This is a genomic window from Hydrogenophaga sp. GW823-FHT04C09 (genome assembly GCF_058796355.1).
This window is the reverse complement of record NZ_JBXAIO010000006.1, coordinates 111,619-125,824: the sequence shown is the minus strand read 5'-3', so window position 1 is coordinate 125,824 and position 14,206 is coordinate 111,619. Positions and strand designations below refer to the sequence as shown.

Here is a 14,206-nt window from a genome sequence, read left to right as displayed (position 1 = left end):
GCCATGGAAATTGCCATCCTCCTCTTCATCATCGCCGTCATCTTCATCACACGGTCCATCAAGGTCGTGCCGCAGCAGAACGCGTGGGTGGTGGAGCGCCTGGGCAAGTACCACGCCTCGCTCGCGCCGGGCCTGAACTTCCTGGTGCCCTTCATCGACAAGGTGGCCTACAAACACAGCCTGAAGGAAATCCCGCTGGACGTGCCCAGCCAGGTCTGCATCACGCGCGACAACACCCAGCTGCAAGTGGACGGCATCCTGTACTTCCAGGTCACCGACCCGATGCGCGCGAGCTACGGCTCGTCCAACTACATCGTCGCCGTCACGCAACTGGCCCAGACCTCGCTGCGCTCGGTCATCGGCAAGCTGGAACTCGACAAGACCTTCGAAGAGCGCGACATGATCAATGCGCAGGTGGTCTCGGCCATCGACGAAGCCGCGCTTAACTGGGGCGTGAAGGTGCTGCGCTACGAAATCAAGGACCTCACGCCGCCCGAGGCCATCCTGCGCGCCATGCAGTCGCAGATCACCGCCGAGCGTGAGAAGCGCGCCCTGATCGCGGCGTCCGAAGGCCGCCGCCAGGAACAGATCAACATCGCCACCGGCGAGCGCGAAGCCTTCATTGCCCGCTCCGAAGGCGAAAAGCAGGCCGAGATCAACAACGCCCAAGGTGAAGCCGCCGCCATCCTCGCGGTGGCCGAGGCCAACGCCGAAGCCATTCGCAAGGTGGCCGAAGCCATCCGCCAGCCGGGCGGCCAGGAAGCCGTGCAGCTCAAGGTGGCCGAGAAAGCCGTGGAGGCCTACGGCAAGGTCGCCGCCGACGCCACCACCACGCTCATCGTGCCCAGCAACATGACCGAGGTGTCGGCGCTGATCACCTCGGCCATGAAGATGGTCGGCGTGGGCAAGACCAACGCCTGACGCAACGCCAGCCTCACCACGGAGCCGCCACCATGACCTTGTCGCGCAACGTGCTGGGCGGCCCGCTGGTGCCCTGCTCCTACGACCCGCTCACCGGCTTCTACCGCGACGGCTGCTGCGAGACCGACGCCGAAGACCACGGCACGCACGTGGTGTGCGCCCGTGTCACGGCGGCGTTTCTGGACTTCTCGCGAGAGCACGGCAACGACCTGAGCACCCCGCGCCCGCAATGGCGCTTCGCCGGCCTCAAGCCCGGCGACCGCTGGTGCCTCTGTGTGCAACGCTGGCTGGAGGCCCTGCGCGCGGGCGTCGCCCCGCCCGTGGTGCTGGACAGCACGCACGCGGCGGCCCTGGAATATGTGTCGCTGGAGGTGTTGCTGCAGCACGCCTGGCACAACAAGACCGCCGACGGCAGCCGGGCGGGATAAAGGGCGCAATGGCCTGCTACAATCGCAGGCTTCGCGGAGAGGTGGATGAGTGGTTTAAGTCGCACGCCTGGAAAGCGTGTGTGGGCTAATCCCCACCGCGGGTTCGAATCCCGCCCTCTCCGCCATTAATGAGTCTCGGACCCTTTCAAAGGATCTCAGGCAACACCCTAAAAGCCCCGTTCTTCATTGGAGAGCGGGGCTTTTTGTTTTTCAGGGTTCTTTTCGTTCGCTGACAGCCAGATTTTCCTGTTGGTATCTCTGAGTGTGTGGAGCTGCAGCAAAGTGCGCCGCTGTTTGCGCGACTTTGTTGCCTCGATCGACAGCCAGGTTGAAAGTTTGTCGGCGAATGGATCGAGCTTGCTGGAGCTCGCACGCCTGGCGTAGCGGGGTTCTTCATCGCCCGCCCGCAGGTACTTCTTAACGGTGTTGCGAGCCAGGCCTGTACGCCTGGAGATCTCGCGGATGGACATCTGCTCGCGCAGTGCCCAGCGTCTTATGACACTCAGTGTCGCCACGTCTATCACTCCTGAAATCTCCTGCTGCCAAAAGCAGCAGGATAGGGTTCTTACGTGGGTCAGCTTTAAATGGAAATTGCAGCTCTAACTGGGTCAGTTTTCAGCGGAAGACAACATTTGTTGACGAAAGTCCGCATGTGGATCAGATGAGGTATCGAGCATTCCTGCGAGCACAGCTATCCACTCAAGAGCTCACTCTGATGTTCTACAACTGCCTCACAGTTCATGGCGAAAACACAAAGCCGCTTGTTGAACGCTACAGAATGTTGAAGCATCTCCCACTTCATATCCTACTGAAACCCGGACATGCGGACCTCTACGACAAGATGGCCTTCTTACCTGCGTAGGCCCTACGACCGAACGCACCACCCAGAACCGGGTTCAGGGTTTCCGTATCGATCATCGAAGCTTACTCAAACATCTTGCATTATTTGATTTTTAGGAATACCATTAATCAAAATGGGAAGCAGCAAACCAAGTAGAGGCGGCGCCCGTGAAGGCAGTGGCCGCAAGCCAAAGGAAGTTAGCGACGCGATGCAACCTGTCACCATCAAGATGTCCGATCTGCAACGCACCAAGCTGGCCAAACTGGGCGGTGCGCCGTGGGTACGCGATCGCATCGATAAGGCGAAACTACCCAAGGAATAGCGCCAGCGCCGCTGGGCGGAGTTTCCTGCGATGCAGGAGAAGCAAATCAGCGGCACAAGAAGCGACGGCCCAAGGTGCGCTAACACCAAGGACCGTCTGACCACAACGTGCAACAACCTTGGAAGGACCGCACATCATGGCTAAGACCGATTCTAAGACCGCGAGCAATGTCGTCGACATTGCCCAAACCCGCGCAGCGCGCATCCGTCGCGCCCGCCCCGCGCGCTGCATCCACCGCGACCCGATTCGCAAAGCCGCCCGTGCGGCGCTGTGAGGGGGGATGCGACATGTCAGTCAGCCAACTCCTCTCCTCCATCCAGAAGATCGAGGAGACAAATTTCGACGTGTACATCGGCAAGGCCGAGGATCTGATGGCGGCCGGTCTGGTCAGGCCCGAGCAGTTCCCGCCTGAGGGCAAACGGAGCGTGTCCTACCTGGGCGGCGTGGTGATGTCTCGCCACTGCCGGATGGATGAGACCTACCTCCGCGTGTGCCGACGCAACGATGCCGACATGCCATGGTTGGTGTGTGTCGGCCTGCCGCGTGGCGAGCTTCTGCAGCGCAGGGCTGAGGCCCGCGAGAAGCGCCGCGTGGAGCAGGCGCGGAGCGTCGCCAGATGCAAGGCCGAACTCGCCAGGCGCGAACTCGAGCGGATGCCCGGCTCAGAGCGGCAGTTCGTGTGTGAAGCCGCCTCCAGCATCCGCGAGTTGACGGACATCGTTTTCCTCAGGCGTCTGGATGAGGAAAAGAGCTGGCACGGCTACAGGTTCAGCACCGAGACGAAGGAGTCCGCCTTGATGGCGGTGGACGCGATCATCGAGGCGCTGGTGCAGGGCGAGGTGATCTTTGACGCCGAGCGGCATGCGCAGATCGTGGAGGCGCACCGGGCGGTCATCCGCGCGGCCGATCCTTCCTTCTACGCCCAGCTCGACAAGCTCAGCACACCCGATGCATCCATCTTCGCGGGAGAAGCGCCATGAGCCGCCGCTGCAAACCGGGGCAGCGCGCCAGAGTGATTGGCGAAAGCAGGAACAAGGGCGCCATCGTCCTGGTCGTCGGCCCGCATTTTCCCAGCGAGGAGTGGGGTGGTTCAGGGCGGTGGGTCGCGGGTCTCTTCCCATGGAAAACCATCTCGCTGGGTGGTCCTCTTCACATTCGAGACGCGGACACCATGGAGGCCCTGCCGCCATCGATGTACTGCGTTTTCGAGGACGAAGACCTGGAGCCCCTGAAGGATGACGACGACGGTCTGACCCGATCCACCGGGAAGGACAGGCCGAAACGTGACCCGGCGTGCGGCGTGCTGGAGGAGAACCCGGCCTAGGGGCCGGTCAGGCCTGCGAGGCCGCCACGGGCAGGCGTGGCTTGCCGCCGCGCCGCTGTTGCCAGATCGAGGCGGTAAAGACCACCAGCCCGCCCACGGCGAGCAAGGCGCCCACCCAGCCTGTCGATGTCCAGCCCAGGCCGCCGGCAATCGCCAGCCCGCCCAGCCACGCGCCCAGGGCGTTGGCCAGGTTGAAGGCGGAGTGGTTGAGCGCGGCGGCCAGTGCTTGCGCTTCACCGGCCACATCCATCAGGCGGATCTGCAGCGCCGGTGCCAGCGCCACCACGGTGCCCACCAGCAGCACGTTGAGCGACACGGCGGCGGCGTAAGGCGCGGTCACGAGCATGAGCAGCAGCACCAGCGCCGACCACACCAGGGTGCCGCCGATGGTGGGCAGCAAGGCCTTGTCGGCCAGTCGCGCGCCCACGAGGTTGCCGGCGATCATGCCGACGCCGAACAGCGCGAGCACCAGGGGTATGGCGCCGAGCGAGAGGCCGGTCACTTCGATCAGCGTCGGCTTGATGTAGCTGAACACCGCGAACATGCCGCCAAAGCCGATGGCACCGATGCCCAGCGTGAGCCAGACCTGGGGGTTGCTCAGCGCGGCCAGCTCCCGCAAGGGGCTCGCCCCTTCGGGCGCCGGCAGGTTCGGCAGCGCGCGGTGGATCATCACGCTGGCCAGCAAGGCGATCACGCCCACCAGCACAAAGGCGCTGCGCCAGCCCCAGTGCTGCCCCAGCCAGGCCGCCACGGGCACGCCGATGAGCGTGGCGCCGGTCAGGCCCAGCATCATCAGGCCCACGGCCTGCGCCCGGCGCCCCGGCGGCACCAGCGAGGCGGCGACGAGGGAGGCCACACCGAAATAGGTGCCGTGCGGCATGCCCGCCATGAAGCGCAGCAGGTTGAGGCTCCAGTAACCGGGCGCCGCCGCGCTGGCCAGGTTGCCGAGGGCGAACAGCACCATCAGCACGACGAGCAGCAGGCGCCGGGGCCAATGGGCGGTGAGGACGGCCAGCAAAGGCGCCCCGACGACCACGCCCAGCGCGTAGGCGCTGATCACATGGCCGGCTTGGGGGATGCTGACCTGCAGCGTGGTGGCCACTTCGGGCAGCAGGCCCATGATGACGAACTCGCCCGTGCCAATGGCAAAACCGCCGAGCCCGAGGGCCCAGACGGTGGAGCGGAAAGCAGGATGGGTGGCGGCGTCGCCCGTGGGGGCCAGGGAGGAAGTGGCGGACATTCCCGCGATCTTGCTGCAACGCAGCATTCCACGCAGGCCAGGGGTTTTACCCTCGGGATCAGTTCAGGCCACCACGTCGCGCATCCGGTCGAGGTCGGACCGGTACTGCGAGGCGAGGCTGACTTTTTGCCTGTCGCTCAAGATCTTGCCGGAGAGCTGGAAGAACTTGCGCTCTTCTTCCCGCAGGTGGTGGTGCACTTCGTGAGACAGCTTCTTCGCCAGCTCCGGCCAGGCCTCGGGCTTATTTCGCGCGTCTTCCAGGGCCTCGACGCATTCATCGATCTCGTGGTGCTCGTGCAAGGCGTGGCGCGACGAGTCCAGCCCCATGTCGTCAAACAGGATCTGGGCGTACAGATAGCGCTCTTCGGCGGCCGCGTGGGCCGCCAGTTCGATGCGCAGTGCCTTGAAAATCTCTTGGGCGCGGGGATCCTCGGGCTTGGTGCGCACCAGCCGCCGGCACAGCGTGCGCTGCGTCTCGTGGCTTTCACGGAGGGCTTCGTAGATGTTGTCCATGGGGATCTCCTGCATAAAAAACCCGGCCGAGGCCGGGCATTCCTCGTCTCAGCCGATCAACCGCGTTGCGGGTTGTTGCCGCCTTGTTGCTTGCGCGACGGATCGTTGTTGTCCGCCTGGTTGCCGCCTTGCTGCGGCGACTTGCGGCTGTCATCGCGGCCGGGTTGTGCCTGTTGCTGCTGGCCCGGCTTGTTCTGGCTGCCGGGTTGCTGCTGATTGGGGTTCGGCTGCTGTTGCTGCTGATTGGGGTTGTTCTGGCTGCCAGGCTGTTGCTGGTTCGGGTTCTGCTGTTGCTGCTGGTTGGACTTGCCTTGGTTGCTCATGCGAAATCTCCAGAAAAGAAATGGGTTGCGGGCAGGATCGCCACGCACAACCAGTCTAAAAATCCTTCAGTGGTCCGAGTGTCGGCTGAGGCCCCCCTTCCCTGTAGGACTGCACCCACGCCGGGTCCAGACGAAAAAAAGCCACCGCGTGCGGTGGCTTTTTTGTTACAGGAGGCCTCCTGAGAGGCCTTCCCGTCCGGGGAACTGGCCGATCAGCGGATCACGGCCAGGGTGGTGCGGTTGCCGCCCTTGTAGGTCATGAGCGTCAGGGCACCGTTCTTGATGTCGCCCTTTTCGTCGAAGGCGATGTTGCCGGTCACGCCCTTGTAGTTGGTGGCCTTGAGCGCGGGCAGGTAGACCTTGGGGTCGGCCGAGCCGGCGGTGACCATGGCGTTGACCAGCACCTTCGTGGCGTCGTACACGTACGGGGCATAGACCTGCACGTCGGCGTTGAACTTGGCCTTGAAGTCGGCGCGGAACTTCTCCATGCCTTCCTTCTGTTCGCCTTCCACACCACCGGCTTCAGCGCAGAACACCTGGTCGTCGGCCAAGCCGTCGGCGGCCAGCTTCGGCAGCTCGGTCGAGCAGATGCCGTCGCCACCCATGAACTTGGCGTTGATGCCGAGCTGCTTCATCTGCTTGAGCATCGGGCCGGCCACGGCGTCCATGCCGCCGAAGAACACCACGTCGGGCTTCTTGGCCTTCAGGGTGGTCAGGATGGCGTTGAAGTCGGTCGCCTTGTCGTTGGTGAACTCACGGCCTACCACCTTGCCGCCCGCAGCAGCCACGCCCTTTTCGAACTCGTCGGCCACACCCTGGCCATACGCGGTGCGGTCGTCGATCACGGCCACGCTCTTGGCCTTGAGCGATTCCACGGCGTACTTGCCCAGCGTGCCACCCAGGTGCACGTCGTCAGCCACCACGCGGAACGCGCCAGCGTAACCCTGACGGGTGTACTTGGGGTTGGTGGCGGAGGGGGAGATCTGGGGAATGCCAGCGTCGTTGTAGATCTGCGAGGCCGGGATGGTCGTGCCGGAGTTCAGGTGGCCGATCACGCCAGCGACCTTGGCATCCACCAGCTTGGTGGCGGCGGCGGTGCCTTGCTTCGGATCCGCTGCGTCGTCTTCCGCCAGCAGTTCGAACTTGACCGGGTTGCCACCGATGGTCAGGCCAGCGGCGTTGAGCTCCTCGATCGCCATGCGGGCGCCGTTCTCGTTGTCCTTGCCGAGGTGGGCGATGGCGCCGCTGGTGGGACCAACGTGACCGATCTTGATGACCTGAGCGGCGGCAGCGGGGGCAGCGGCAGGAGCGGCTGCGGGTGCGGCCTCTTCTTTTTTGCCGCAAGCGGCAAGTGCGACAGCCGCCGCGATGACGGCCAGTTTGGTGTTCAGTTGCATGGTTTTCCTCGGAAAAGGATGGAAGTTGGAATGCGGAGGGAACTTTTTTTCTCCACGCCCATAAAGATACTCCAAAAAACCAGCGGATTTCGCATCGCGCAGCGCCTGTGGGAAGGAACGAGGGTTTTCCCAAAGTCGCATCACGCCGTTGAATGACCCATAAGGCCGGCGCATGCTGCTCTGGCGCAGGTGCGCGGGCGTCAGTCCTGAGGCGCCAGCTGGAGATCGTGCCGCTGGGGCTCGATGCCCTGCGCCTTGTAAAGCTTCCAGCGGTCGCGCGCGTGTCCGCGGTCTTCCTGATCCCCGGTCACCACCTCGATGACGCGCGCAAAGCCTTCGTAGCCGGCCGGCATGTCCAGGCGCAGGTTCACCAGCACCGTGGCCCCGTTGGCTGCCGAGACCTCGCTGGCGAGGTGGATGGGCGAGCGGGACTTCACATGCGCGGGGTCCATCGGCCCGCTGTGGGGGATGAACTCGCCGTTGGCCATGGTCCAGAGCGCCACATCCAGCGCCGCCCGCTCCCGCTCTTCCACGAGCACCATCACCCGCGCGCCACGCAGGTAGGCCTTGCGCAGCAGGCGACAGGCGTAACCCAGCTTGTCGGGTGCGTTGAAATGGAAGGCCACCTCGGTCATGCTGCGCGCCGTGTTCAGGCCTTGCGGGTTCTGGGGGCCTTCTTCGGCGCCACCGCCGCGGCCTGGTCGATCAGGTACTGCAACAGCAGCGGCACCGGCCGCCCCGTGGAGCCCTTGGCCGCCCCGCTCTTCCACGCGGTGCCAGCGATGTCCAGGTGGGCCCAGGGCAGCTCAGCGGTGAATTTCTGCAGGAACTTGGCGGCGGTGATGGCGCCACCCGCGCGCCCGGCCACGTTGCCCATGTCGGCGAAGTTCGATTTGAGGCCTTCGGCGTACTCATCGTCCAGCGGCAGGCGCCAGCACAGGTCCTGCGCGGTGTCGCCGGCCTTCTGCAGGGCCTGGGCCAGGTCGTCGCGGGTCGAGAACAGCCCCGAACGCACGCCCCCTAGGGCGATCACGCAGGCACCGGTGAGGGTGGCGATGTCGATCACGCTGTGGGGCTTGAAACGCGCGGCGTAGGTGAGCGCATCGCACAGGATCAGGCGGCCTTCCGCATCGGTGTTGAGGATCTCGATGGTCTGCCCGCTCATGCTGGTGACCACGTCGCCCGGTTTCACGGCCATGCCGTCGGGCATGTTCTCGCAGCTGGGGATAAGGCCCACCACATTGATGGCGGGCTTGAGCTCGGCAAGGGCGGCGAAGGTGCCGAGCACGCTGGCCGCGCCTCCCATGTCGAACTTCATTTCGTCCATCTCCGCCGCCGGCTTGATGGAGATGCCGCCGGTGTCGAAGGTGATGCCTTTGCCCACCAGCACCACGGGGGCGCTGGTCTTGGCCGCACCGTTGTAGTGCAGGACGATGAAGCGCAGCGGTTCGGCCGAGCCCTTGGCCACGGCGAGAAAGGAGCCCATGCCCAGGGCTTCGACCTGTTTCGGGCCGAGCACATCCACCTTGAGGCCGGGCTTGCGGCCCAGCTTGCGGGCCGCCTCGGCCAACATGGTGGGCGTGGCGTGGTTGGCCGGGCGGTTGGCCCATTCCTTGGCGAACTCCACCCCGGTCACCAGCGCGCGGCCGGTCTCGAAACCACCGCGCACGGCCGCCGCGTTCTCCACACCCACGACCACCTGTTGCACCGTGCGGGCCTTGGCCGAGGGCTTGGTGGTGGTGTAGGTGTAGGTCGCGTCCGCACAGGTCTGCACGGCGGCGCGCACGGCGTCGTCGTTCGCATCGAACAGGCTGAGCACCAGGCCCAGCTTCTTGATGCCGGGCTGCTTGAGCGAGCCCATGCCCGCGCCCACGGCCTTGCGCACCGAGGCGGCCGAACCGTCGCCCACCCGCACCAGCACCACCCGCGGGGCCTTGATGCCCACAGGGCGGTAGCAGGCCAGTTGCTTGGCCACACCCGCGTCCAGGTCGCCCAGTTTCGTGGCGCTGGCCACGAGCTCCTGCAGGGCGCCGCCGGCAGCCTTGCCGGGGGCCGCGGTGTCGGGCACCAGCACCAGCAGCGCGTCGGCGCTCAGTTGGGCGGCCTGGGTGGGCGAAAGGGATTTGAGTTCGAAGTCCATAATCGTGTTTTCCTGTTCTCGATCGATGTTATTCCATTCTTCCATCCGCAAAGAGCTGGCACGCAGCTTCGGGGCCACGCTGGTGGTGCTGTTCACCATCGTGTTGACGATGTTGCTGATCCGCACGCTGGGCCTGGCCTCGAAAGGCAGCGTCGACCCGCAGGAGATCGCGCTGGTGCTGGGCTACACCGTCATCGGCCGCATGCCCACCATCCTCACGCTGGCGCTCTTCATCGCCATCGTCTTCACGCTCTCGCGCATGTACCGCGACAGCGAAATGATCATCTGGTTCTCCAGCGGCCGCTCGCTCGGGGGCTTTCTGCGGCCGGTGATGCGCTTCTCGTGGCCGATCCTGGTGGTCATCACGCTGATGGTGTTCTTCGTCTGGCCGTGGGCCAATGCGCAGACCGACCAGTTGCGCGACCGCTTCGAGCGCCGGGGTGACCTGGAGCGCGTGGCGCCCGGGCAGTTCCAGGAGTCGTCGAGCGGGCGTCGCGTGTTCTTCATCGACAAGGACACGGCGGACGGCACCGAGGGCCGCAACATCTTCATCTCCAGCACCGAAAACGACGGCCGCGAGACCGTGACCTCGGCGCGTTCGGGCCGCATCGAGTGGCTCAACGAACAGCAGATCCTGATGCTCAACAACGGCCAGCGCCTGGAAACGCCGGCCGACCAGAGCAGCCTGAAAGTGAGCGAGTTCGAGGAATACGGCACCCAGATCGGCTCCTCCGCCATCAGCCAGCGCGGCGAAGCCCTCAAGGCCCGCAACAGCTGGGACCTGATCCGCGACCCCACCCGCGCCAACCTCGGCGAACTGGGCTGGCGCATCGGCATGGCCTTGACCGCCATGAACTTCGTGCTGATCGCCGTGGCCACCACCACCGGCAACCCGCGCGCCGGTCGCGGCGGCAACCTGTTCTTCACCCTGTTCGCCTTCGTGTTCTATTACAACCTGCTCAACCTGGGCCAGAGCTGGGTGGCCAGCGGCCTCTTCAGCCTGGGCGGCTACATGGTCGGCCTGCATGGCGGCGTGTTCGTGCTGACCGTGCTGTGGTTCTTCAAACGCCACTACAACCTGAGCGTGCGCGGCTGGCTCAGCGCCCGGCGCACGGCGCGCAGCGCCGCCGTGGGAGCGGGCGCATGAAAACCATCCGCCGTCTCATCTATGGCGAAGTGTTCGCGGCCGTGACTTTCGTGCTGCTGGCTTTCCTCTCGCTGTTCTTCTTCTTCGACTTCGTCGACGAGTTGCCCGCGCTGGGCAAGCCCTCGGCGCTCGACCCCTCGCTGGTCTACGAAGTGCCGCATGCCCTGCTCTACGTGGGGTTGCTCATGCCCAGCCGGATCTACGAGCTGCTGCCGATTGCCGTGTTGATCGGCTCCGTCTTCGTGCTCGCGCGCCTGGCCCAGGGCTCGGAATACACCATCCTGCGCACCAGCGGCCTGGGCCCGTGGCGGGCACTGCGGATGCTGCTGGGCCTGGGCGCGGTGTTCGTGGTGCTCACCTTCGCCATCGGCGACTACCTGGCGCCGCTTTCGGACAAGACGGCCCAGCTGCTCAAGGCGCGTTACCAAGGCAACATCAGCCTGGGCCAGACCGGCGCCTGGCTCAAGGAAAAGCAGCCCTACAGCAACTTCTCGGTCAATGTGGGCTCCATGTCGCCGCAGGGCGAGCTGGGCAATGTGCGCATCTTCGAGTTCAACAACCAGGGCTTCCTGGTCTCCACGCTGCACGCCCAGACCGGGCAGATCGAGGTGGACGACTCCTGGACCCTGCGGCAGGTGCAGCGCCGCGAATTCGACACCGCCGGGCAGGCCTCCGGCCGCATCCAGCGCGAAGCGCTCGAGACCCTGCGCTGGCCCAGCGGCATCAACGCCGAGATGGTGTCCGTGGCGCTGCTCAAACCCGAGCGCATGCGCACGGCCGACCTGTTCGGCTACATCCGCCACCTGGAGGCGAACGGTCAGACGGCGCAGCGCTACGAGATCGAGTTCTGGCGCAAGGTGTTCTACCCCTTGAGCTGTCTGGTGATGGTGGTGCTCGCGCTGCCCTTCGCCTACCTGCACTTCCGCTCGGGCAGCATCACCGGCTACGTCTTCGGCGGCGTGATGATCGGCATCAGCTTCTTCCTGCTGAACAACGTGTTCGGCTACATCGGCAACCTCAACCAGTGGCAACCCTGGCTGGCCGCGGCCTCGCCGGCCTTGATCTACTCCGTGTTCTCGCTCGGCGCCTTCGGGTGGCTGGTGCTTCGGAGGTAGCGGCCATGCTCGGTGTGATCGTTTTCGCCCATGGGTCGCGCGACCCCCTGTGGCGCCAGCCGGTCGAGTCGGTGGCGCAGCAGATCGCGCGCCGCGACGCTTCGGCCGTGGTGTCCTGCGCCTACCTCGAACTCAGCGAACCCGACATCGCCACGGCGGCGCGCCAGCTGGTGGCCCAGGGTGTGACGCGGGTGCGCGTGCTGCCCCTCTTCTTCGGCATGGGCAAGCACGCCCGTGAAGACCTGCCGGTGCTGATGGCCCAGCTGGCCGCCACACACCCCACCGTGACCTTCGAACAATTGCCCGCCGCTGGCGAAGACCCCCGTCTGACCGCCCTGCTCGCCCAAATCGCGCTGGAGACCGCCGCATGAACCTGCACCAGTTCCGTTTCGTGCAGGAGGCGGTGCGCCGCAACCTGAACCTCACCGAGGCCGCCAAGGCCCTGCACACCTCGCAGCCCGGCGTCTCCAAGGCCATCATCGAGCTGGAAGACGAGCTCGGCATCGAGATCTTCGCGCGCCACGGCAAGCGCATCAAGCGCGTGACCGAGCCGGGCCAGCAGGTGCTCAAGAGCATCGACATCATCCTGCGCGAGGTCAACAACCTCAAGCGCATCGGCGAGCAGTACTCGGCCCAGGACAGCGGCACGCTGTCCATCGCCACCACCCACACCCAGGCGCGCTACGTGCTGCCCGGGCCGGTGGCCGCGCTGCGCCAGGCCTACCCCAAGGTCGGCATCAGCCTGCACCAGGGCTCGCCCGACCAGGTGGCCAAGATGCTGATGGAGGAAGTGGCCGAGATCGGCATGGCCACCGAATCGCTGGTGAACTACCCCGAGCTGGTCACGCTGCCCTGCTACGAGTGGCAGCACGTGCTGGTGCTGCCGTTCGACCACCCCTTGCTGGAGCGCGAGCGCATCACGCTCGACGACCTGGCCCAGGTGCCGCTGGTGACCTACCACCCCAGCTTCACCGGCCGCACCCGGATCGACCAGGCCTTCGCCCTGCGCCACCTGCAACCCAACATCGTGCTCGAGGCGATCGACTCGGACGTGATCAAGACCTATGTGAAGCTGGGCATGGGCGTGGGCATCGTGGCCGAGATGGCCATGCAGGGCGAGAACCAGACCCCCGACCTGGTGGCCCGCCCCGCCGCGCAACTGTTTGGCCACAACCTCGCGCGCGTGGCCTTCAAGCGCGGCACCTACCTGCGCCACTTCGTGCTGCGCTTCGCCGAACTGCTGAGCGACCGCCTCTCGCGCGACCTCATCCTGCGCGCCATGAGCGGCACCCCGGACGACTACGAGCTGTGACCCCATGAGTTCCCTCCCGCCCCGCACCCCCGCCCTCGCCTCCCGCCTGCCCAAGGTCGGCACCACCATCTTCACCGTCATGTCCTCGCTCGCCGCCGAGCACGGCGCGGTGAACCTGGGCCAGGGCTTCCCCGATTTCGACTGCGACCCAGCCCTGGTGGAAGCGGTCACGCGGGCCATGCAGGCCGGCCACAACCAGTACCCGCCCATGCCTGGCGCGCTCGCGCTGCGCCAGGCCATGGCCGCCAAGATGCAGGCCCTCTACGGCCTGGCCTGCGACCCGGCCACCGAGATCACCGTGACGGCGGGCGCCACGCAGGCCATCCTGACCGCCATCCTCGCCGTGGTGCAACCCGGCGACGAAGTGATCGTGCTCGAACCCTGCTACGACAGCTACGTGCCCAACATCGAGCTGGCCGGCGGCGTCGCGGTGCGCGTGCCGCTCACGCCCGGCACCTTCCGGCCCGCCTTCGACCGCATCGCTGCCGCCATCACGCCGCGCACGCGCGCCCTGATCATCAACAGCCCGCACAACCCCAGCGGCATGGTCTGGAGCGAGGCCGACATGCAGCGCCTGCAGGCGCTTCTCGCGCCCACCGACGTGCTGCTGATCAGCGACGAGGTGTACGAGCACATGGTGTTCGATGGCCAGGCGCACCAGAGCGCGGCGCGCTTCCCCGGCCTGGCCGCGCGCGCCTTCATCGTCAGCAGCTTCGGCAAGACCTACCACGTGACCGGCTGGAAGGTCGGTACGGTGGTGGCGCCGGCCGCGCTCACGGCCGAGTTCCGCAAGGTGCACCAGTTCAACGTGTTCACGGTGAACACCCCGGTGCAGCACGCGCTGGCCACCTACATGGGCAACCCGGCGCCCTATCTGGAGCTGGCCGCGTTCTACCAGCGCAAGCGCGACCTGTTCCGCGAAGGCCTGGCCGCCACGCGCTTTCGCCTGTTGCCTGGTGAAGGCACCTACTTCCAGTGCGTGGACATTTCGGCCCTGGCCGTGCCAGAGCGCGACCTGCCCGAGGGCGACTTCTGCCAGTGGCTCACGAAGGAGATCGGCGTGGCCGCCATCCCGCTCTCGGCCTTCTATGGCGACGGTTTCGACCAGCGCGTGGTGCGTTTCTGCTTCGCGAAGAAGGACGACACCTTGCGCGAAGCCCTCACACGCCTGGCGCGCCTGTAA

General features: G+C 65.7%; 17 protein-coding genes, 1 tRNA gene and 1 pseudogene. 12 read left to right on the top strand and 7 right to left on the bottom strand.

The features are described 5' to 3' along the window. Positions 1–3: 3 nt before the first annotated feature. The 3 genes from AC1Q9M_RS17620 to AC1Q9M_RS17610 all read left to right on the top strand — a co-directional run bounded on the left by AC1Q9M_RS17620 (position 4) and on the right by AC1Q9M_RS17610 (position 1,474). Positions 4–921 carry an SPFH domain-containing protein gene (locus AC1Q9M_RS17620; RefSeq protein WP_382157551.1) on the top strand — a complete coding sequence of 306 codons (918 nt, stop codon included), beginning with the start codon at positions 4–6 and terminating at the stop codon, positions 919–921. Positions 922–953: 32 nt separating this feature from the next. After that, on the top strand, positions 954–1,349 hold the full coding sequence (locus AC1Q9M_RS17615; protein ID WP_492434864.1) for a DUF2237 family protein: 396 nt from the start codon (positions 954–956) through the stop codon (positions 1,347–1,349). Positions 1,350–1,384: 35 nt separating this feature from the next. Beyond that, positions 1,385–1,474: transfer RNA gene (locus AC1Q9M_RS17610), tRNA-Ser, on the top strand. 141 nt (positions 1,475–1,615) lie between these two features. Here the strand turns inward: AC1Q9M_RS17610 and AC1Q9M_RS17605 are convergent. Further along, positions 1,616–1,873 (bottom strand): annotated as a pseudogene (locus tag AC1Q9M_RS17605) (IS21 family transposase); the annotation flags it as partial. Between AC1Q9M_RS17605 and AC1Q9M_RS17600 the strand changes: the two are divergent. From AC1Q9M_RS17600 to AC1Q9M_RS17585, 4 genes are all read left to right on the top strand, one after another. After that, the gene (locus tag AC1Q9M_RS17600; protein ID WP_492434862.1) at positions 1,855–2,211 is read left to right on the top strand and encodes a putative phage abortive infection protein; all 357 of its coding nucleotides are present in this window, start codon (positions 1,855–1,857) and stop codon (positions 2,209–2,211) included. The pseudogene AC1Q9M_RS17605 and the gene AC1Q9M_RS17600 overlap by 19 nt on opposite strands. 437 nt (positions 2,212–2,648) lie before the next feature. Then, the gene (locus tag AC1Q9M_RS17595) at positions 2,649–2,786 is read left to right on the top strand and encodes a hypothetical protein (protein WP_492434860.1); all 138 of its coding nucleotides are present in this window, start codon (positions 2,649–2,651) and stop codon (positions 2,784–2,786) included. Positions 2,787–2,799: 13 nt separating this feature from the next. Beyond that, positions 2,800–3,492 (top strand): hypothetical protein, encoded by a 693-nt coding sequence (locus tag AC1Q9M_RS17590; RefSeq protein WP_492434858.1) that lies wholly within the window; start codon positions 2,800–2,802, stop codon positions 3,490–3,492. After that, on the top strand, positions 3,489–3,836 hold the full coding sequence (locus tag AC1Q9M_RS17585; protein ID WP_444686672.1) for a hypothetical protein: 348 nt from the start codon (positions 3,489–3,491) through the stop codon (positions 3,834–3,836). Before AC1Q9M_RS17590 ends, AC1Q9M_RS17585 begins: the two co-directional genes overlap by 4 nt. Before the next feature lie 7 nt (positions 3,837–3,843). On the opposite strand, the gene AC1Q9M_RS17580 is transcribed toward AC1Q9M_RS17585, so the two are convergent. From AC1Q9M_RS17580 to AC1Q9M_RS17555, 6 genes are all read right to left on the bottom strand, one after another. Then, positions 3,844–5,076, bottom strand: a complete 1,233-nt coding sequence (locus AC1Q9M_RS17580; protein ID WP_492434856.1) for an MFS transporter — start codon at positions 5,074–5,076, stop codon at positions 3,844–3,846. 63 nt (positions 5,077–5,139) lie between these two features. Then, positions 5,140–5,589 carry a hemerythrin domain-containing protein gene (locus tag AC1Q9M_RS17575; protein WP_492434854.1) on the bottom strand — a complete coding sequence of 150 codons (450 nt, stop codon included), beginning with the start codon at positions 5,587–5,589 and terminating at the stop codon, positions 5,140–5,142. 56 nt (positions 5,590–5,645) lie between these two features. Next, the gene (locus AC1Q9M_RS17570) at positions 5,646–5,912 is read right to left on the bottom strand and encodes a hypothetical protein (RefSeq protein ID WP_444686675.1); all 267 of its coding nucleotides are present in this window, start codon (positions 5,910–5,912) and stop codon (positions 5,646–5,648) included. A gap of 212 nt (positions 5,913–6,124) precedes the next feature. Further along, entirely contained in the window at positions 6,125–7,309 is a 1,185-nt protein-coding gene (locus tag AC1Q9M_RS17565; RefSeq protein ID WP_382157523.1) for a branched-chain amino acid ABC transporter substrate-binding protein, read from the bottom strand. 200 nt (positions 7,310–7,509) lie between these two features. After that, on the bottom strand, positions 7,510–7,944 hold the full coding sequence (locus AC1Q9M_RS17560) for a DNA polymerase III subunit chi (protein WP_444686676.1): 435 nt from the start codon (positions 7,942–7,944) through the stop codon (positions 7,510–7,512). A 14-nt stretch (positions 7,945–7,958) separates the two neighbouring features. Next, positions 7,959–9,449 carry a leucyl aminopeptidase gene (locus AC1Q9M_RS17555; RefSeq protein ID WP_382157519.1) on the bottom strand — a complete coding sequence of 497 codons (1,491 nt, stop codon included), beginning with the start codon at positions 9,447–9,449 and terminating at the stop codon, positions 7,959–7,961. 25 nt (positions 9,450–9,474) lie between these two features. Between AC1Q9M_RS17555 and lptF the strand changes: the two genes are divergently transcribed. The 5 genes from lptF to AC1Q9M_RS17530 are packed head-to-tail and all read left to right on the top strand — an operon-like array spanning position 9,475 to position 14,206. Further along, positions 9,475–10,596 carry an LPS export ABC transporter permease LptF gene (lptF, locus tag AC1Q9M_RS17550; RefSeq protein ID WP_382157517.1) on the top strand — a complete coding sequence of 374 codons (1,122 nt, stop codon included), beginning with the start codon at positions 9,475–9,477 and terminating at the stop codon, positions 10,594–10,596. Next, positions 10,593–11,711: an LPS export ABC transporter permease LptG gene (lptG, locus tag AC1Q9M_RS17545; RefSeq protein ID WP_382157515.1), complete on the top strand. Its 1,119-nt coding sequence runs from the start codon at positions 10,593–10,595 to the stop codon at positions 11,709–11,711. The genes lptF and lptG overlap by 4 nt, the downstream gene beginning before the upstream one ends. Before the next feature lie 5 nt (positions 11,712–11,716). Then, a complete protein-coding gene (locus AC1Q9M_RS17540) occupies positions 11,717–12,082 on the top strand; it encodes a sirohydrochlorin chelatase (RefSeq protein ID WP_444686679.1) in 366 nt (121 codons plus the stop codon). Continuing rightward, a complete protein-coding gene (locus AC1Q9M_RS17535; protein ID WP_204734862.1) occupies positions 12,079–13,023 on the top strand; it encodes a CysB family HTH-type transcriptional regulator in 945 nt (314 codons plus the stop codon). The genes AC1Q9M_RS17540 and AC1Q9M_RS17535 overlap by 4 nt, the downstream gene beginning before the upstream one ends. A gap of 4 nt (positions 13,024–13,027) precedes the next feature. Continuing rightward, on the top strand, positions 13,028–14,206 hold the full coding sequence (locus tag AC1Q9M_RS17530) for a pyridoxal phosphate-dependent aminotransferase (protein WP_492434849.1): 1,179 nt from the start codon (positions 13,028–13,030) through the stop codon (positions 14,204–14,206).